18 protein-coding genes are annotated in these 19,205 nt (G+C 57.5%); 11 read left to right on the top strand and 7 right to left on the bottom strand.

The genetic code is table 11. The annotated features are described in order from the left end of the window. Nucleotides 1-174: 174 nt before the first annotated feature. The 8 genes from J3P91_RS11585 (at nt 175) to J3P91_RS11550 (ending at nt 5,974) form a co-directional block, all read left to right on the top strand. Nucleotides 175-1,059 carry a LysR family transcriptional regulator gene (locus J3P91_RS11585; RefSeq protein ID WP_434604240.1) on the top strand — a complete coding sequence of 295 codons (885 nt, stop codon included), beginning with the start codon at nt 175-177 and terminating at the stop codon, nt 1,057-1,059. A 68-nt stretch (nt 1,060-1,127) separates the two neighbouring features. Further along, nucleotides 1,128-1,541, top strand: a complete 414-nt coding sequence (locus J3P91_RS11580) for a putative quinol monooxygenase (RefSeq protein WP_434604238.1) — start codon at nt 1,128-1,130, stop codon at nt 1,539-1,541. Between the two features lie 39 nt (nt 1,542-1,580). Then, nucleotides 1,581-1,991: a DUF1330 domain-containing protein gene (locus J3P91_RS11575; RefSeq protein WP_434604236.1), complete on the top strand. Its 411-nt coding sequence runs from the start codon at nt 1,581-1,583 to the stop codon at nt 1,989-1,991. A 483-nt stretch (nt 1,992-2,474) separates the two neighbouring features. Continuing rightward, a complete protein-coding gene (locus J3P91_RS11570; protein ID WP_434604234.1) occupies nt 2,475-3,449 on the top strand; it encodes an alpha/beta hydrolase in 975 nt (324 codons plus the stop codon). Nucleotides 3,450-3,705: 256 nt separating this feature from the next. After that, nucleotides 3,706-4,290, top strand: coding sequence for a cyclophilin-like fold protein (locus J3P91_RS11565; protein ID WP_434604232.1), 585 nt, complete (start codon nt 3,706-3,708; stop codon nt 4,288-4,290). Nucleotides 4,291-4,374: 84 nt separating this feature from the next. Next, a complete protein-coding gene (locus J3P91_RS11560; RefSeq protein ID WP_434605084.1) occupies nt 4,375-5,118 on the top strand; it encodes an SDR family oxidoreductase in 744 nt (247 codons plus the stop codon). A gap of 59 nt (nt 5,119-5,177) precedes the next feature. Continuing rightward, nucleotides 5,178-5,513, top strand: coding sequence for a hypothetical protein (locus tag J3P91_RS11555; RefSeq protein WP_434604230.1), 336 nt, complete (start codon nt 5,178-5,180; stop codon nt 5,511-5,513). Next, nucleotides 5,447-5,974, top strand: a complete 528-nt coding sequence (locus tag J3P91_RS11550; RefSeq protein ID WP_434604227.1) for an aldo/keto reductase — start codon at nt 5,447-5,449, stop codon at nt 5,972-5,974. Before J3P91_RS11555 ends, J3P91_RS11550 begins: the two co-directional genes overlap by 67 nt. 203 nt (nt 5,975-6,177) lie before the next feature. On the opposite strand, the gene J3P91_RS11545 is transcribed toward J3P91_RS11550, so the two are convergent. The 6 genes from J3P91_RS11545 to J3P91_RS11520 form a co-directional block, all read right to left on the bottom strand. After that, nucleotides 6,178-7,521: a c-type cytochrome gene (locus J3P91_RS11545; RefSeq protein ID WP_434604224.1), complete on the bottom strand. Its 1,344-nt coding sequence runs from the start codon at nt 7,519-7,521 to the stop codon at nt 6,178-6,180. Nucleotides 7,522-7,534: 13 nt separating this feature from the next. Beyond that, complete coding sequence (locus tag J3P91_RS11540; RefSeq protein WP_434604221.1) at nt 7,535-9,793, bottom strand: molybdopterin cofactor-binding domain-containing protein; 2,259 nt, start codon at nt 9,791-9,793, stop codon at nt 7,535-7,537. A gap of 129 nt (nt 9,794-9,922) precedes the next feature. Then, on the bottom strand, nt 9,923-10,369 hold the full coding sequence (locus J3P91_RS11535; protein ID WP_013692840.1) for a (2Fe-2S)-binding protein: 447 nt from the start codon (nt 10,367-10,369) through the stop codon (nt 9,923-9,925). 272 nt (nt 10,370-10,641) lie between these two features. Next, complete coding sequence (locus tag J3P91_RS11530; RefSeq protein WP_434604217.1) at nt 10,642-12,093, bottom strand: aldehyde dehydrogenase family protein; 1,452 nt, start codon at nt 12,091-12,093, stop codon at nt 10,642-10,644. 72 nt (nt 12,094-12,165) lie between these two features. Continuing rightward, nucleotides 12,166-13,806 (bottom strand): GMC family oxidoreductase, encoded by a 1,641-nt coding sequence (locus J3P91_RS11525; RefSeq protein ID WP_434604215.1) that lies wholly within the window; start codon nt 13,804-13,806, stop codon nt 12,166-12,168. Nucleotides 13,807-13,822: 16 nt separating this feature from the next. Then, entirely contained in the window at nt 13,823-14,497 is a 675-nt protein-coding gene (locus J3P91_RS11520) for an NADPH-dependent F420 reductase (protein WP_434604213.1), read from the bottom strand. A 182-nt stretch (nt 14,498-14,679) separates the two neighbouring features. On the opposite strand from J3P91_RS11520, the gene J3P91_RS11515 reads away from it, so the two are divergent. Both J3P91_RS11515 and J3P91_RS11510 read left to right on the top strand, forming a co-directional pair. Next, on the top strand, nt 14,680-15,573 hold the full coding sequence (locus J3P91_RS11515) for a LysR family transcriptional regulator (RefSeq protein ID WP_434604211.1): 894 nt from the start codon (nt 14,680-14,682) through the stop codon (nt 15,571-15,573). A gap of 252 nt (nt 15,574-15,825) precedes the next feature. Further along, complete coding sequence (locus J3P91_RS11510; RefSeq protein WP_434604209.1) at nt 15,826-17,022, top strand: MFS transporter; 1,197 nt, start codon at nt 15,826-15,828, stop codon at nt 17,020-17,022. 32 nt (nt 17,023-17,054) lie between these two features. On the opposite strand, the gene J3P91_RS11505 is transcribed toward J3P91_RS11510, so the two are convergent. Next, nucleotides 17,055-17,951: a LysR family transcriptional regulator gene (locus J3P91_RS11505; protein ID WP_434604208.1), complete on the bottom strand. Its 897-nt coding sequence runs from the start codon at nt 17,949-17,951 to the stop codon at nt 17,055-17,057. A 129-nt stretch (nt 17,952-18,080) separates the two neighbouring features. Between J3P91_RS11505 and J3P91_RS11500 the strand changes: the two genes are divergently transcribed. Then, nucleotides 18,081-19,163 carry an AbrB family transcriptional regulator gene (locus J3P91_RS11500; protein ID WP_434604206.1) on the top strand — a complete coding sequence of 361 codons (1,083 nt, stop codon included), beginning with the start codon at nt 18,081-18,083 and terminating at the stop codon, nt 19,161-19,163. The last annotated feature ends 42 nt before the right edge of the window (nt 19,164-19,205 follow it).

Genomic DNA, 19,205 nt, shown 5'->3' with positions numbered 1-19,205 from the left:
CCATAGGCAGGTAGTTCTGGTGTGAACCACACGTTGCGAAAGCACAAAGACACGTGTGCTGCTGTGTTACTTTAAAGTAGAATCTTGTTAAGCATTGGAGGCAATAGTTCTCACCAATGCATCCTTTAATTCTACAATCACAGAGAACCAACCTTGCGGGATAGATTCGATGGTGTGCAGTTGTTCGTCGAAGTCGTCGACGCCGGTGGTTTTGCGAAAGCCGGTGAACGGGTTTCCTTAACGCGCTCGGCAGTCGGCAAGGCGATCGCACGTTTAGAAGAGCGCCTTGGCGTTCAGCTGTTTCAGCGGACCACGAGAACCCAGTATCTGACCGAGGACGGCCAGCAGTACTATGAGCGCTGCCTCCGTGCGATCGATGAGTTGCGCGCGGGTGAGACCATGCTGGAGAACGGCCGGCGGGAGGTCGTCGGCAAGTTGCGAGTCACGCTTCCTGTTTTGTTCGGGCGCTATCGCGTCGCGCCCATCTTGCGCGCCTATGCGCGCCAACATCCCAACCTCAAGTTGGAGCTAAATTTCAGCGATCGCCAGGTTGACTTGATCGCCGAGGGTTTTGACCTCGCAGTGCGCAACGGTCAGCTAGGCAATGGCTCGACCCTGCGTGCGCGCCAGTTAGTCAGTCAACGAAAGGTGCTGTGCGCCTCACGGGTATATCTCGAAAGACGGGGCGAGCCACACACGTTAGCCGATCTTACTGACCATAACCTGCTCCCATACTGGCGCAACGATTACGGTTTGGCGTGGAAGCTTCCCGACGAAAAAGGTGCGCTCGTTGACGTTCTTGTCACCTCACGCCTGCGCTTCGACGACTTGGAGGTGATTGCGGACGCTGCCGCCGAGGGCATGGGCTTGGCTTGGCTTCCTTACTGGCTGATCCGGGATCGGATGCTGCAGGGCTCACTCGTAGAGATATGGGGAGATCGGCCTAGAGCAGCCATGGAGTGCTACGTGGTCTGGCCTGCTGCTCAATATTTGCCACTTCGATCTCGACTTGCGATCGACGTGCTTGTCTGCGATTTGGAGAAATACCCGCAAGACTGATAGCACCCTCGACTGTAAAGTTAAACCAGGCGCAACTATCAGCCCCCATTGACCCAAGGAGATATCACATGACAAAGAACAGAAACCGACTCCTGCCGGCAGTACTTTTCGCTGGCATGGCAGGTAGCCTCGGAGCAGATACGGTGCAGGCACAAGAGGCTTCCACGACCGTTGTACGCATTGCCGAATTGGTGATCGATCCGACACAGCTTGAAGCCTACAAGGTGGCCGTCAGGGAAGAGATGGAAGAATCCATTCGTGTTGAACCCGGCGTGCTCGCCATCTACTCAGTAGCGGAAAAGGGAAAGCCCAACAGTCTTCGTTTTTTCGAGATTTACGCCAGCGAAGAAGCCTATCGAGCACACATCGAATCCCCGCACTTCAAGAAATACGTAGCGATCACACAGCCAATGATCGTGTCGCGCAAGCTGATCGAAACACAGCCCATCCAACTCAGCGCCAAAGCGTTACAACCTGACTGACGACCAACGTCACCTCGATCTTGCGAAGGAGCATTACCCATGAAGTTGAATAACTCCGCATTTTATATGGCCGTCGCGACTGTAATCTTGGCCCTTGGCGCGCCCATTACCCAAGCTCAGACGCCGACTCCCCTGGCCCAGCAGTCTAAAGGAAGCGCCCCTGCCTACTATGTTGCCGAATTCGAACTGACCGACCCCGAGGGAATCAAGCCATACCGGGAGCAGGTGGATGCCACGTTTGAGCGCTACAGCGGACGATACATAGTGCGTGCCCCCGGAGTCAGCCCGCTCGAAGGCAGTCCACCGAGTCATCGATTGATCATCATCGAGTTCGATAGCCTTGAGCAGGCTCGTGCCTGGTACAACTCACCTGAGTACGCCAAGATCCGGCCCTTCCGGCAGCGATCAGGCCATACCAATGCCTATATCGTCGAAGGCGAGCCGAAGTAGAAAGGGGAAACGGCATCAGCGTGCGGATCAGAAGACTTGGATGACCTGCCGCGATCATGTTGATAGCGATTGGACTTGTTTTCGATGGGCATCAAGGGCAGAAGAAATCCAAACCAGGCCCACACCGCTCGATTCAATTGACGTGTTCATTAGCCAACGCCACACAGACCGCCCGAAGCTCGGATGAACTCACCGCTCACCCAAATGCGAATCCACCTCTTCACCGGTAGGTTCCCATTCCGAACAGCTTGGATCACAGAACCGATTATCCAATAGCGTGCATAGATGCTTGCAATTTCGTGCGATGTTTTGGGGCAGTGACAGGCATACATTAGCTGGCAAAGCCGATCCCGACGGGCGACGTCATTTACGAAACATGTTCCCCATGGTTCGAAAAGCCTATGACGCCGACGACAAGCCCCCCGCTGCTCGACGGGTATCCAGGCTGGCAGGAACAATCTCAACTACATGTAAGGCAAGCACATGCAACTGACACAGGAATGGGACAAGACTTTCGCCAAGAGCGACAAGGTGGACCATAAGAAGATCACCTTCACGAACCGCTATGGCATCACCCTAGCGGGCGACCTGTACCAACCGAAGAACGCCAGCGCAAAACTCGCAGCTATTGTCGTCTGTGGCCCGTTTGGCGCGGTGAAGGAGCAGGCCTCCGGGCTTTACGCGCAAACCATGGCCGAGCGCGGTTTTGTCACGCTGGCCTTCGATGCATCCTACACCGGGGAAAGCAGCGGTGAGCCGCGCAACGTCGCCTCGCCAGACATCAACACCGAGGATGTGAGCGCGGCAGTTGATGCTCTTGGCCTGCAACCCTCCGTTGATCGCGAGCGGATTGGTGTCATCGGCATCTGCGGTTGGGGCGGCATGGCGCTGAATGCCGTGGCCTTGGATAAGCGCGTCAAGGCGGTTGTCGCCAGCACCATGTACGACATGACCCGCGTCATGTCCAAGGGCTACAACGATAGCGTAACCCTAGAACAGCGCACGCAAGGGCTCGAACAACTGAGCGCACAACGTTGGGTCGACGCGAAAAATGGTGCCCCTGCCTACCAGCCCCCCTACAACGAACTGAAGGGTGGTGAAGCGCAGTTCATGGTCGATTATCACGATTACTACAGCACGACCCGCGGACACCATCCGCGGGCGGTCAACTCGGGCAACTCGTGGAGGATCACTACACCCCTGTCGTTCATGAACATGCCGATCCTGACCTACATCGCGGAAATTTCTCCACGTCCGGTCCTGTTCATCCACGGTGAAAACGCCCACTCGCGCTACTTCAGCGAAACCGCTTACGCGGCCGCGGCGCAGCCGAAGGAGCTGATGATCATTCCAGAGGCCAGCCACACAGATCTGTATGACCGTGTGGACGTGATTCCTTTCGACAAGCTGACGACCTTCTTCACGCAGCACCTGGCCACGGCGGCACGCGCCGCTTGACGTCTTGAGGCAGTCGCATCCAGGCGGACAATGCATCTGGATGCGACTGAGCGGGATGACGCGCCCTACGGTATGGATTCATGCCACTCAGCACTTCTGACTTTCCAGTGGGGATCGCAACCAGAACTGGCAATAGACCACTCGATGAGGAGCGTCTTCGCCATATTGCTGCGTGAATTCGCGCTCGACACCTGCGAATTCACGTGCAGGCGCGGCAACGCGTCTGGCCCATTTTCCGCATTACAAGGAGAACAACATGAATTGCGAAAACGTTGACGTCGGTGCAGGCGGCACTCTCTCCTCTCTTGGCGCTGCAAGTCGTAGGCATTCCTGGCACCGGCGGGCCATGCAACAGCTTGGGATGCCGCTGCTTCTCCTTGCACTGTGCAGCGGCCATCCCGCCCACGCCGCCAGCACTGCGCTGCCCGTGGCCGCTGAGCAGGATGTCACTCAAGCACCCAAGAAATCGGATGAATCACGCCTGTGGATGACCGTCGGGGAACGTCGCTTCGCCATCACACTGGACGACAACGAGGCCACTCGCGCATTCACCGCCACGCTGCCGCTGACACTGGACATGGAGGACCTCCACGGAAACGAGAAGAAAAAAGAGCTGCCTGACGCACTGCCCACCAGTGAGAGCCGGCCCGGCACGATCCGCAACGGAGACCTTATGCTTTGGGGATCGCGCACCGTGGTCATCTTTTACAAGACCTTCGACTCAGCTTACTCATACACCCGTCTAGGCCGCGTGGACGATCCGACTGGCCTGGCCCAGGCGCTCGGCCGTGGCGATGTTCGGGTGGTGTTCTCCCAAGAGCAGCGTGCGCTGACAAAGTAGTCTCCATGCGCTGAACACCGACCTGAGATACCGCCTCATCATCTGCTGCACCTCCTTCGCAGCCCGAATCCAGAGAGAGAAATCATTATCAAAGACAAAGTAGTCATCATCACCGGGGCATCGTCCGGAATCGGCGAGGCAACCGCCAAGCTGCTCGCGAGCAAAGGCGCCAAAATCGTGCTCGGTGCGCGACGCGAAGACAAGCTCAAGCAGATCGCGGACGAGATTCTCCTGAGCGGAGGCCAGGTGGTTTATCAGATGCTGGACGTGACAAAGCAAGAGGACAACGACCGCATCGTTCAACTGGCCAAAGAAACATTCGGCGGTGTGGACGTCATTTTCCTGAACGCAGGGCTGATGCCGAACTCGCCGCTGTCCGCCCTGAAGACCGAAGACTGGCACCAGATGATCGATGTCAACGTGAAAGGTGTTCTGAATGGCGTAGCGGCCGTGCTGCCCGTGTTCCTGGCACAGAAGTCCGGGCACGTGATCACCACCTCGTCGGTGGCGGGGCTCAAGGCCTATCCGGGCGGCGCCGTCTATGGCGGTACGAAGTGGTTCGTGCGCGACTTCATGGAAGTCTTGCGCATGGAGTCCGCCATGGAGGGCAATAACATTCGCACCGCGACGATCTACCCGGCCGCAGTCAACACTGAACTATTGGCGACAATCAGCGATAAGCAGGCGCTAGACCAGATGCAGGACATCTATGACAAGTACGGCATTTCTCCAGACCGGATCGCCAACGTTGTCGCCTTCGCAATCGACCAGCCCGATGACACGACAATCAACGAGTTCACAGTTGGCCCTGCGAACCAGCCTTGGTGAGTGCATTGCGGTCACGCAAGGCGTCCGACAGCCCACCACTGTCCTGATAAGGAGCTCTCATGAAAACCCTACTACTAGGATCAACCGACACTCGGGTTCCCAACGTCGTCGCGGGCATGATGCGCATCGCCGGCAGCACCGATGACCAGATCCGCGCGCTCTACACCACGGCGCGCGAATCGGGCGTCATTTTTTTCGATCACGCTGACCTCTACGGATTCAACCATCCCGGCGGTGGCCCGCATCTGTGCGAACGCCGATTCGGCGAGGCGCTGCGACTCAGCAGAGCTGAGCGCGAGCAGATTTCCTCCAGTCCAAGACCAGCATCGTGGACAACCCGTGGCACTACGATCAGTCCTGCGGGCACATCGTGGAATCGGCCGAAAGGTCGCTGAAAGCGCTGGGTACCGACTACCTGGATGTACTACTGCTGCACCGTCCCGACGCACTCGTGGTGCCGGAAGAAGTCGCCCGCGCGTTTGACCATCTGGAGTCCACCGGCAAGACGACTCAATCACTCGTGACGGCGGCGGCATCGTCGACTATGCGAGGATCAACAAGATCACACTGCAGGCGTGGTCTCAATTTCAGAAAGCTTTTCAGGATGGGGGTGTTCTTCGACTCTCCCGACTACCCGCAGCTGAATGCCGAACTCAAACGATTGGCTGAGAAGTACGATGTCACTCCGACCGCAATCGCAACAGCCTGGATCACCCGTCACCCCGCCGGCATCCAAGTAGTGCTGGGTACCACGAGACCCGAGCGCCTCGTCGAGGCAGCCGCGGGCTCGAATATCCCGCTCACCCGCCCCGAATGGTACGGGCTGATCCGAGCGGCTGGTCACAACGTTCCCTGAACGCACCCAAACGTCGAAAGTGGCGCCTGTCCCTCCCTCTGATTGCTAGCCCCACAACGGCGTTACCACCAGAGTTCTGCTTGGATCATGCACGCCGAAGCGTAATGATCGAAAACACGGACCGCCTTTTCACGAACCACTTCTCCCCGACGAGGACTCCTTGTGTATGGCGAGGGCCTTGGCCAAGCCCTCACCATACTCTCTCAACGCATCTGCAGGATGATCGGGTTGCTGCTGGCCGGATTGGTTCGTTCACGCAGTTCCTTCACCTCGTCAGCCTTCACTGCGCCTCCCTGATTACCCCATGACGTGCGAACGAAAGTCAGTACATCGGCGACTTCCTGATCAGAAAGTTGGTTGCGGTACGGGGGCATGCGATACGAATCCGGAATACCGTTGGCAACGACACGTTCGGAACCGTTCAAGGTGGCATTGATGCTAGTAGCGCTTTCCTTCACCATCGATGAAGATGCGCCTGCCAAAGGAGGTATCCATGGCGCTTGCCCGCTGCCGTCACTGCCGTGGCAGCTGCTGCACTTGGCCATATAGTTGGCGGCCCCTGGTGTCGACAACGGTGGTGATTGTTCTACCGCCAGTGTGGCCGCTGGCTTCCATGGCGGCCCGTCACGCTTTGGGTCACCCGGCAACGACACCAGGTAATGCGCGATGGCTTTCAGGTCCGGGTCAGACATGTATTGCGTCGAGTTGTTGAAGACTTCAGCCATAGTGCCCACGACCACGCTGTGAGCGTTACGTCCGGTCTTCAGGTAGTCGACGATTTGCTGCTCACTCCAGCGACCCAATCCAGTGTTCGGATCCTGGCGCAGGCTCGGCGCGTACCACCCATCAAGCAGCGAACCGCTGAGGAAAGTAGCGCTGCTTTCATCCAGCGACTTCTCGTTCATCGTCAAGCTTCGTGGGGTATGGCAACTGCCACAATGCCCCGCGCCTTGAACGATGTATGCACCGCGGTTCCACAGCGCATCCTCTGACGGCTTAGCCTGATAGGCACCGTCATCGACAAACGCCGCATTCCATAAAGCCAACGGCCAGCGCATGTTGAGCGGCCAGGGGATATGGCTTTGCTGATTCGGCTGCTGCGCCGGCTTAACGCCGGCCATGAAGAACGCATAAAGCGCCCGCACATCATCGTCGCTGAGCTTGGCATAGGATGGGTACGGCATAGCCGGATACAGCCTGTGCCCGTCAGCCGCGACTCCGCTGCGTACTGCGCGATCGAAGTCGGCCAGGCTGTAACTGCCGATGCCCGTTTGTTTGTCCGGGGTAATGTTGGTGGCATAGATCGACCCCATCGGGGTCGCCATCTCTAACCCGCCGGCAAACGGCGCACCTTTTGGCGTGCTGTGGCAGGCCACACAGTCGCTCAGCCTGGCAACATATTCACCGCGTTGGACAAGTTGTGCATCTGTCGACGGGGGAGCTGTCTCATCAGCAAAAGGCGAAGATGGCGTGCGATTGACAAACCAGCCCAAGCCGGCTGCCACGACGATGCCTGCTGGCAGCAGATACTTTATAGTTTTATTCACGAGCCATTCCTCATCAGGTGTCGAAGCGGTACTGCGATAGAGGCATGCTGCGAATTCGTTGCCCGGTCAGTCGCGAGACGGCGTTAGCAACCGCCGGTGCCACCGCAGGCAGAGGCGGTTCGCCGATTCCGCCCATTGGCGCACCACTCTCCACCACGCGGACATGGACCCTGGACATCATCTCCGGTGTGAGAATGCGGTAGAGGTCGTAATTACGCGCTACCGGCGTCCCATCTTTGTAAATGGCTTGTTCAATCAGGGTTTGAGACAAGCCGAGGGCCACGGCTGAGTTGACCTGAGCCTCGATGATGGCGGGGTTGACGATGCTACCCGGATCGATTGCCTGCCAGATATCGTGAACCTTCACCGCTCCGTTGCTGATGGAAACCTCTGCGATCACCGCCGTTTCGGTACCAAATGGCGATGCCATTGCAACGCCTCTTGCTCGCTTGGTGCCGTCTTGCGCCGTGAACGGCCCTCGTTTCCACCCCCCGGACAGGTCGGCCACTGTCTTGAGCAGGTGGCTTAGCCGCTCGTTGCCCTGCAGCAGCTTGGCCCGCAGCTCATAGGGATCCTGACCGCCGGCATCCGCCACTTCATCCAGAAAAGCTTCATACATAAAGTCATTGATGGAGTTCCCGACTGAACGCCAGTATCCCAACATCATCGGGGTCTGCGAGTACAGTTGAGCGATCCGACGATGGGCAATGGCGTATTTTTTACCGGCCAGGCCCTCGACGGCGGTCGGGTCGATTTTGTCTCCTTGTTTGTTAGCGATACCCTCGGTTGGCCCCTCCGTGGCACTAATTGCTTCGAAGGCCACCGGCATGCCCTGTTCATCCAGGCCTGCGCGAAAGCGCACTACGGCGGAAGGACGAAGCACGTCACGCAAAAATTCTTCCTCGCGGCTCCAAATCACCTTGATCGGTCGACCTGTGGATTGAGCCAGCTGGATAGCTTGAGGGTAAGGTGATGCATTCGGGTATAAAAAATGCCGGCCGAAAAAGCCACCCAGCAGCGGTGAGTGGAGAGTGATTTTGGAAGGATCCAGACCGGTACGCTTGGCGACGTCGGCCAAAAACAAATCCGGGGCCTGGTTCGGCAGCCACAGATCGAGATTGCCTTCAGCGCCGAAGCGCGCCAGGGCCGAGGGCGGCTCCAACTGGGCGTGGTTGAGGTATTGGGTATTGTAAGTCGCACTGACGATTTTCTTGGCACCGGCCAGCCCTTGCTGCAGGTCGCCCTCACGTTCGGCCTCATCCCCGGCGTCGGTGGTTTTACTCAATTGCTCCGCATAGGCCTGGGTGTCGAAATTAGCCGGCATGTAGCGCACGGTTGAATCGCCACCCGGCTCCGTCCACTCCACTTGCAGAGCCTCGACGGCACGCTTGGCCACCCACCAGCGTTGCGCAACCACCGCCACTGCCCCTTCAAGACGGTGCACCGAATGCACGCCTTTGAGGTTCCTGATCTGATCCTCGTTGCGCACCTGCCCCACTTGCAGACCCAGCCGCGGCGCATGCTGTACCGCAGCGTGGAGCATGCCTTCGACGCGAGTATCGATGGTGTATTGCGCCTTGCCAGTGGATTTGTCGTAGACGTCTATTCGCTGGACCGGCTTACCGATCCAGCGGAATGTGGCAGGGTCGCGCAGAGTAACGGTTTGCGGATCGGGAATGGGCAAGTCGAGCGTTAGCGGCGCGAGTTCACCATAGGTGATCGATCGATTGGAAGCGGCATGAATGACCCGCCCTGGCTCGGTAGTCAGCTGCGCCAGCGGCACCTTCCAGTGGGATGACGCAGCCTGCAATAACATCAGGCGCGCCGATGCGCCCAGTCGGCGCATGGTCATGTAGCTCGCGCGCATCGACCGGCTACCACCGGTGAAGCGCATGCCACCTTCCATGACTTTGAAGTCATTCCCGGGCGCCGCGTTCTCCACCAGAAAGCTGGCTGGATCTATATCGAGCTCCTCACCCACGACCTGTGCCATGCCTGTGAAAATGCCCTGCCCACCCTCGATAAAGGGGCTCTGCAGGCGAACGGTATTATCCGGACGAATCTCCAGGAACGCCGGTACACGGGCGCCAGCCGGCAGTGCCTGGGCACGCTCGGCAGCACGCAACGGGCCAAGGGGAATTCCGAAGCTGATAACAAGCGCACCCGCCGTGACGCCAGCCGATGCCTGCAAAAAACGGCGGCGAGAGACGTTCACAGGTTGCGCGTCGGAAAGTACGCCGCGCTCGGCGATTGAATCATCCAGTTTTGACATAGTGTTCCCCTGTGTTTGCATTCAATGCTCGGCCTGGCAGCAGACCAATCCCTGCTCCATTAAAGGTGGTCAGGATTAGCCGTCGGCATTGTCGCCAGGCACGTCGCAGCTCAGTCGAATTGCGCGTGTTCAAGCACCAGCAAGCTCATCGACAGCAGTCTTGATCGCGTTATAAGTGCCGCAACGGCAGAGATTCGTCATGGCGGCAGCAATATCGGCTTGGGAAGGTTTGGGAATGCGCTGCAACAGCGCAGTGGCGGCCATCACCTGGCCAGACTGGCAATAACCACACTGGGCGACTTGATGCTTGACCCAGGCCGCCACTACGCGCTTGCCCAACTCGTCGTCTTCAATGGCTTCGATTGTGCGGATCTGTTTGCCCTTTACACCTTCAACCGGTGTAACGCATGAGCGAAGCAGCACGCCGTCCACCATGACCGAACAGGCGCCGCATTGCGCCAATCCGCACCCGTACTTGGTTCCGGTCAGGCCGATATCGTCGCGAATCACCCATAACAATGGTGTATCCGCATCCGCCTCAACCTCATACACAGTGCCATTTACGTTGAGTTCCATTGTAAGAATGCCTCGATTGAAAACAGTGTGAAAAACCTGGTCGAACACGACCTGCGGATAATCGTTGGCAACTGACCATTCGCAATAACAACAACTGCAACGTCGTATTTTTAGACGAGCCTTACCCTACTGGGCGCGTCCGTGGCACAGCAAGCGAACCACGTGAGTCAGCTCGCAAGGTGCTATTAATCAGATGAATAAATATGCTCTTCAAACAGCAGGCGTGCCGCGCCAATCATCGGTGCGGCAGCGTTTGGTCTTGGATAGCCGTATCAGGCTTTCAACGACGGCAGGCCTGCGGCTTCCTCGTCAAAGCCATAGACCGATTTGATTTCCAGATACTCTTGCAACCCGAAAACACCCATCGAGCGGCCAATGCCGGATTCCTTGTAGCCCCCCATAGGCGTCAGCGAGTTAGTCGGCGCGCCGTTAAAACAAACACGCCCGGCGCGCAGGCCGCTGGCGAACTCATACGCCTTGCGCCGGTCCTCACCGAATACATAGCCACCCAACCCATAAGGCGAGTCATTGGCTATTTCCAATGCCTGCGCCTCAGTGGAATAAGGCACTACCACCAAGACCGGCCCGAAAATCTCTTCCCGGCAAATAGTCATTTCCGGCGTCACATCGACGAACACGGTCGGACGGGTGAAGAAGCCACGTTCGAAGCCTTCGGGGCGCCCCAGTCCGCCAACAATCAGCCGTGCACCCTCATCGATGCCCGACTGTATGTGACGCTGGATGCTGTTGAATTGTGCCCGGCTGACAATTGGCCCCATGGTCGTGGCGGGATCTCGCGGGTCTCCGAGACGGAATCGGTTTGCTTCGTCAACCAGGAACGGAATGATCTGCTCCACCTGGCTTTCATGCACCAACATGCGACTCGGCGCGTGGCAGGATTGTCCCGTATTGAAGAAGCCGCGCTGAATGTTCCAGCACGCGGCCTTTTCCAGATCGGCGTCTCGCAGCACGATATTCGCCGACTTCCCGCCCAACTCCAGGCACACACGCTTGATGGTGCGTGCCGCTGCCTCGCCTACCTGCGCACCGGCACCGGTCGAGCCCGTGAAGGAAACCATGTCGACATCGGGATGCTTCGACATCGCCTCGCCAATCACTCGCCCCGAGCCGTTGAGCATGTTGAAAACGCCCTTGGGTACGCCCGCGGCATCCAGCACCTCTGTCAGCAAAATAGCGCTGACCGGAGAGTTGATACTGGACTTGGATACGACTGTACAACCGGCGGCCAGCGCATAGATCAGCTTGATGACGGTTGTCTGGATCGGCCAGTTCCAAGGCGAGATCAGTGCGCAGACACCCAGGGGTTCACGGCGAACGATCGTATTGCCAATTCGAGCCTCGAACTCGTACGTTTTCAAAAGGTCGCGAGCGACCTTCATATGTTCGATTGGCCCCATGACCTGAGCACGGGCGCTGCAGGGAATACCCACCTCTTGCGCAATGGCCTGTACAAAATCATCGACGCGCAGTTCGTAGGCTTCGATGATGCGATTGATCAGGTCGTAACGCTCATCGAGGGAAGACTGCGAATAGCTTTTGAATGCACGCCGAGCTGCGGCCACGGCAGTGTCCACCTCTTCAACGGTCGCCATGGCGACCGTGGCAAACGCTTCTTCGGTAGTCGGATCAATCAATTCCTGGCGCTGGGAGGTCGCGGCCTCTACCCATTCACCGTCAATATAAAACTTCGCGTAATCGTGCATCTTGCTGGTGCCTCCAGTTGTTGTTATTCGGTGAGGATTTTCGTGACACGTGGCAACAAGGTACCCGCTTATTCAACCAACAGTTTCGACCGGCGAACTGCTTGCCCGGCGAGCCATTGCATCTTCACGAATCAGGTCGGCGGCTTTCACACCAATCATGATGGACGGCGCATTGGTGTTGCCCGACGTGATGAATGGCATGATCGAGGCATCCACCACCCGCAGTCGCTCGATACTGCGGACACGCAGTCGTTCGTCCACCACCGCCATCGCGTCGTTACCCATCTTGCAGGTGCCGCCCTGGTGGTGGGCCGAATTGCCGGTTTCGACCAGATAGTTGTAGATATCTTCATCGGTACGAATGTGGGGCCCCGGCAATTCTTCCGAAACCACGCGAGACTTGATGGGCTCGCTGTTCATGATTTTGCGTATCCAGCGCACACCACTGATCACGGCATTGATGTCGTAATCGCTGCTCAGAAAATTTGGCGTGTAATCGGCCGGGTCAGACGGGTTGGTCGAGCGCAGCGTCACTGTTCCCGTGGTGCTGGGACGCAACTGATAGACCGACACCCCGAGCCCGGGATGCTTTTCAACGTCAACCGTGCCGTCGGGAAAGTACTGAAAAGTCATGGGCCTGAAGCTGATTTGAAGATCAGCATAGTCCTCGTCCGGGCTACTTTTAACGAACGCCGCCACCTGGGAAGAGCCGAGGGCTAGATAACCTTTGCGGGTCATCAGGTAACGGAAGCCTTCCCAGTACTTTCGCAGACCGACAAGGTTGGCGTTGTACGAGCTGTCCGGGGTGCAACGCCAACCTGTGTGGATATAGAAGTGATCCTGCAGGTTCTGCCCCACCCCCGGGGAATCCAGGACCACAGGTATCGCGTGCTTTTCCAGTTCAGCCCGTGGGCCGACACCCGATAGCATGAGCATCTGCGGAGTCTTCAGTGAACCCGCTGACAAGATCACCTCACGCGCCGCATAGATCCTTTCCAAGCGACCGCCCTTCAAAACCTCTACGCCGACGGCGGTACGCCCCTCGAATAAAACGCGCTGCAGCTCGCATCCGGTTCGAACCGTCAGGTTCGGCCGTTCAATGACAGGCTCGATAAATGCCCGGTAAGTCGACATCCGTTGCCCGTCTTGGATGTTGTGCTGCATGAAACCTACGCCATCGTGCAAGGCGCCGTTCATGTCCTCGGTCACCGGGATACCGATACGGTTAGCGGCCTCTATAAAATCGTAGCTACTCTTTTCTTTGACGACCGGATCGCTGATCCATAGCGGACCATTCGCTCCGCGATATTCATCGCCGCCCCGCTCAAAGTGCTCCATCTTTTTGAAATACGGCAAGACATCTTCATACCCCCAGCCTGGGTTGCCCAAGGCACGCCAGCCGTCAAAATCCTTTTGGTGACCTCGGATGAATACCATGCCGTTGATGGAGCTGGATCCACCGAGCAATTTGCCCCTAGGCCAGTACATCCGACGCCCTTGAAGCTTCTCCATTGGCGAGGTGCGGAAATTCCAGTTCAATGACTTATTGAAATAGAGCTTGCCCATTCCCGCAGGCGTATTGACCCAGAAACGATCTGAAGCAGGTCCCGCCTCAATAAGCAGGACGTTGTTCCGGGGATCGTCAGACAAACCGCGCGCAACCGGACAGCCCGAAGAACCGGCACCGACAACGATGTAATCATAAATCTGCATGTACCCGCTCCTCCCGCTATTTCCCGACGCGGTAAGTGCCTTTGAACAGCCTGTCAAAACGCTCGAAGCGATAAGCCCATTCGGGCCCCTGGTCCGTTTCGTAAGCCAACACTGCGGAGAGCATCGCGAAAGGCTCTATATAACGGGCAACCTTCAGAGCCCCAGCGTCCACCGGATCAAAGCCCACTTGACTGATAAGATCCGAAACTGTGGCTTTACTGGCTTCGTCCTCGCCACAGAAGATCAAACTGGGGCGTAGCGCCTCGTTTCTTGCCGCGAACACATCGAAGAACACCTCGCTGGGCGTAGACTGAAAGGCTGCAACGACATGCGCGCCAGGAATCATCTGTGCCAGTGTTTCCGCACCGGAAATCGTGTGGCCGATGACGAGCTCCGTGTCCTCTGCGTTTAAAGGATTGCAGCACGTCATGACGATCTTGCCGCTCAAATCATCCACTTGGCTGAGGACGTCGGGCACTTGAAGCCAATGCACGGCCAGGAAGACCAAGTCAGCGTTGAACGCCGCTTCTGCAGGCGTGCCGGCATGCGCATTGTTTCCGGCCGAGGCAGCCACATCGGCTAGCCTCTGCTCACTTCGCGAGTAACTAAAAGTGACCTCATGGCCCACTTGGGCGAACATTGCGCCCAGATGACTCCCCATCCGGCCGGAGCCAAGAATTCCTATTTTCATATAAGGCCTCTTGTTATTTTCTTGATTAAAAACACGGATGGCGTTCGGGTGAAAGGCTCGACGGCGAATAGAGGTATGATCAGAATTGATTAATCCCCTCGCGAGTTTCAGCTCATGAAGATTGGTCCTTGGAGCAGTGGCTTGAGCTGATACAGTATTCGCCTCCACGCAGAGATTGATGAATGGCAAAGGAACATTACAGCGACCTGCTCGCGCTCATTGCAGTTGCACGAGAGCAAAGTTTCACGCGGGCGGCCTCCCAGCTGGGAATCTCTCAATCGATGCTCAGTCATAGCATCCAGAGATTGGAGGCTCGGGTCGGCGTACGTCTTCTCACTCGGACGACCCGTAGCGTATCCGTCACCGAGGCCGGTGAACGTCTGCTCAATACCGTTGAACCGCGGTTGAGGGAAATCGAGACCGAACTGATCGCCGTGGCTGAATTTGGCGACACCCCCGCCGGTAACATTCGCATCACCGCAACCGACCATGTCATCGAAACTGTGCTTTGGCCGAAATTGGCGCAAGCCCTGCCGAAATACCCACAAATAAGTGTAGAAGTCGTTATCGACTATGGCTTGACGGACATCGTGGCCGACCATTTCGACTTTGGCATCCGACTCGGGGACGGGTTGGCAAACGGGATCGAAGCCGTTCGTATCGCTCCCGACATGCGCTTTGTCATGGTGGGCGCTCCGTCCTATATGGAGTCTCGTGCCATACCCACCAGACCTCAGGACCTGGTGGAACATGAATGTATAAACATGCGCCTGCCGACACGTGGCGGCCTGTACGCGTGGGAACTGGAAAAGGACGGTCAGGAAATCAATACGAGAGTCAAAGGCAGACTCGTATTCAACGGCATCAATCAGATTCTGGATGCTGCTGTATCCGGTTTCGGACTGGCCTATGTCCCCGAGGACATCGCCCATCCCCATCTGGTTGGCGGCACTCTGGTCCCTGTCATGCAAGCTTGGTGGAGAACATTTCCGGGGCTGCACCTTTACTACTCGAGCGAGCGCGAAAAGTCTCGGGCGATGCAGGTTCTGATCGATGAGTTACGGTACCCCGGATAATCACCTTTGTCCCTGTGCCCTTCCTTTTTCGCAGCTGAATTATTCGCCATCATTCATAGGCGCTTTCGGATTTAAGATCATTACAGATCATCCTTAGCGCCCTATCATTTCGTCTCAAGCAAGTCGCGATGAGACAGTGTCCCATCGCCCGCTGGGGTCGATCCCCGGTCATTTTTCCTTTCATTATTCGTCCATTCCCCGGCTCCCTAGTTATCGAGGGCGTCATGTATTGGCTATTTCACAGGAACACCGATGACTACCTCAACTTTGAATGCGGCCCAGATTGACAGCCGGATCTGGAGCGCCGTGGGGTCTCTGACACTCTGCGTCGCTCTGCTGATCGCGGCAGAATTCATGCCGGTGAGTCTCCTGACGCCCATCGCCAACGACCTTCACACCTCACAAGGCATGGCTGGCCAGGCCATTTCCATTTCCGGCTTGTTTGCGGTGGTGGCAAGTCTTTGCATTGCCTCTATTGCCGGACGCTTCGATCGCCGTCATGTCCTGGTCTCAATGACCCTGCTGATGCTCATTTCGCTGGTGGTCATCGCTTTGGCACCGGGCTTCACCTGGTTGATGATCGCCAGAGCTTTTCTAGGCGTCGCAATCGGTGGTTTCTGGGCCTTGTCCACCGCCACTGTGCTTCGGATAGTCCCGGAGGAGGCTGTGCCCAAAGCCTTGGGCATGATCTATATGGGCCACTCAGTGGCCGCTGCGTTTGCCGCCCCCATTGGGGCCTATGTGGGAGGTCATCTGGGGTGGCGCTTTGTGTTCGCGGCGCTTGTACCGATTGTCATCATTAACGTGATCTGGCAATACAAAAGCTTGCCCGCAATGCAGCCAGAAAAAACCATTCCCCTTTCCAGGCTGTTCGGGGTGCTGAAACGTCGGAACGTCATGTTCGGTCTGCTGGCCGCCATGCTGACGTTTGGTGGTACGTTCACCGCTTTCACTTATTTGCGGCCATTTCTCGAACAGGTTACTGGCGTCGACTCCACTCAATTGTCGGTTTTGTTGTTGAGCCTGGGCATCGCCGGTTTCGGTGGTACGTACATCGTCAGCCGACTGCTGGAAAAACAATTCCTCTTCCAATTATTGCGCTGGCTTCCGGTGGCGTTGGCTGTCATGACGGTGGCTCTGGCCGAGCTGGGCTACAGTTTCGCAGCCGCCGCCATCATGATGTTTGCCTGGGGGATGTTGTACTCGGCCATCCCAGTATGCTGGTCGACCTGGCTCGCCAAAGAGGTAAGCGATGAGCCCGAAACTGGCGGTGGACTGATGGTTGCAGCTATCCAGATGGCGATCATGGTCGGAGGCGCTTTCGGTGGCAGCTTGCTGGATCATGTATCGGTGACAGCCCCGCTGATTGGCGGCAGCGTATTGCTCATCCTGGCAGCGCTAGTCGTTGGGAATGGCGGGCGGCTTACCCAGTCCACGCCCGCCCGATAGCCTCTTGCGCCCAAGCCGTCGCTATGCATCCGCTACCTCAATAACAGCGGCGCATCATCTTTAAGCACATTCAGCAGTACTTGCGCCGCCGGCGACAAATAGGCGCCGGTTCGCACGAAAACGACAATCGTGCGTTTCATTGTTGTTTCCTTGAGCTTGATCTCCCGAAGGTGCGTCACACCCTTTACGTCTTCGAGAGTCTCCCGGGCCAGAAAACTGAGCAGGTTCGTTTCACCAATCAGGCGTGGCAGCAAGGAGATCGACGTCGTTTCGATCTGTACTTGAGGCAAAGGCAGGTCTCTGGACTGAAACGCATTGTCTATCCAGCGTCGGGCCGGCACGGCGGTGGCCGGCAGCACCCAACGGTACTGGCACAAATCGCGCAACTCGTAAGCTGCGCTAAACAGCGGGTGGTTGCGGCTGGCGACCACTACCGCCTCATCGTCAAACAACGCATGAAATTCCAACAAAGGATCTGCTTCGTACTGCGGGCAGATCACCATGTCCAGCCGCCCGGAAAAAAGTGATTCGCGCAGTAAATCGTCCTGCCCAATCACCAGGTTCAAGGTGATTTGCGGCGCACGTGAAAGCAGAGTCGCGGTCAGGTGCGGGAGTAGGTGATCAGCCATGGAAGCAGCGCAGCCCAGGCGAATATTGCCCATCACCCCGTTGGCAACATCACGTATCTCTCGCTGGGTTTCGGCAACGCTCTGCTGCAGCTGTTTGCCACGCACCTTCAGCAACTCCCCCACTGCCGTCAGCTTGATCCGACGCCCGTCGCGTTCGAACAGCCGGGCACCTAGCGACTCCTCAAGTCGTTGGATGCTTTTAGTCAGCGCCGGCTGACTGCGGTTGAGCTTTTGTGCAGCCCTGCCCAGATGGCCCAGCTCGGCGATGACTTCAAAATAGGCAAGGTCACGCAGGTCCATATCTATCAACCAAAGTTATCAATCAATCGATATTAGAAAATAGACTTTATCAAATACGTTATCAATAATTATCAGCACATCGATAGCGATGCCACGCCCTCAAGGCGACCAGCGATTGGAGCACGACTCTTGTCTTCTTCTGCCAGATTTTCTCTACATGCCTACCCCGCGCCATTCAAATGGTTGGCGCTTGCGCTAGTGGCTGGAGCAGCCGGTCAGTTGCTGAAGTTTCTAGGGGTGCCAGCCGGTCAGTTCCTGGGGCCGATGATGGTCGCCATCGTATTTGGAACGTTCGGTGCGGGCATACAGCTCCATCCCTACGCCTTCAAGCTGGGCCAAGGTTGTGTAGGCATTCTGGCGGCCCACTCGATGACGCTGGCAGTGGTTCTCTCGATGGCCCAGTCCTGGCCGATGATGCTGCTGGCAACCGCCGCAACGGTTTGCCTCAGTGCTCTGGTGGGGCTCGCCTTGGTATGGGCAGGCATTCCGGCCAGCACCGCCGCATGGGGAACGGCTCCAGGCGCTGCCTCGGCGATGGTCTCGATGGCGGATGAGTACGGTGCCGATTCGCGAGTGGTCGCCACCATGCAATACGTGCGAGTCGTGTGCGTCGTGATGATCGGCGCACTGGTGAGCCACTGGGTCGGGGCACCGACAGGCGGCGAAACGCACGTGACAAACGTCGAGCCGCAAAGCTTCGGACTACTGAATCTAGGCCTGACCATCGCCACGCTGCTTGCTGGTGTTGCACTGGGCAATCGAGTGCCCGCCGGTGCGCTGCTGATGCCGTTGCTGCTGGGTGGCGCCTTGCAAATCAGCGGCCTGTTGCACATCGCGCTGCCCGACTGGCTCCTCGCTACTGCTTATGGCGCGCTGGGTTGCTACGTCGGCTTGCGCTTTGACCGCCCAACGATTGGGTACGTCTGGCGGCGCCTGCCGGCGATGATAATGGGGGCGACGCTTTTGATCGCGCTGTGCGCACTATCTGCCTGGCTATTAGCCTCAATATCGGACAGGGACTTCCTCTCGATTTACCTGGCCACCAGCCCGGGTGGACTCGACACGATGGCGATCATCGCGGTGGACACGCATTCCGACGTGGGACTGGTGCTGGCAATGCAGACCCTGCGGTTGTTTGCGGTCATCCTGACAGGGGCTTTTGTGGCACGGCTGATCATTCGTTTGTCTGAGCACCGTCAGATAACGTCATAGGCTTAAGCCACACCGCAAATGTCCGCATGCCCGAGGGCTGGT

Source organism: Pseudomonas sp. Z4-7, assembly GCF_051131965.1.
GTDB lineage: Bacteria > Pseudomonadota > Gammaproteobacteria > Pseudomonadales > Pseudomonadaceae > Aquipseudomonas.
This window is presented reverse-complemented; position numbering and strand designations above follow the sequence as displayed.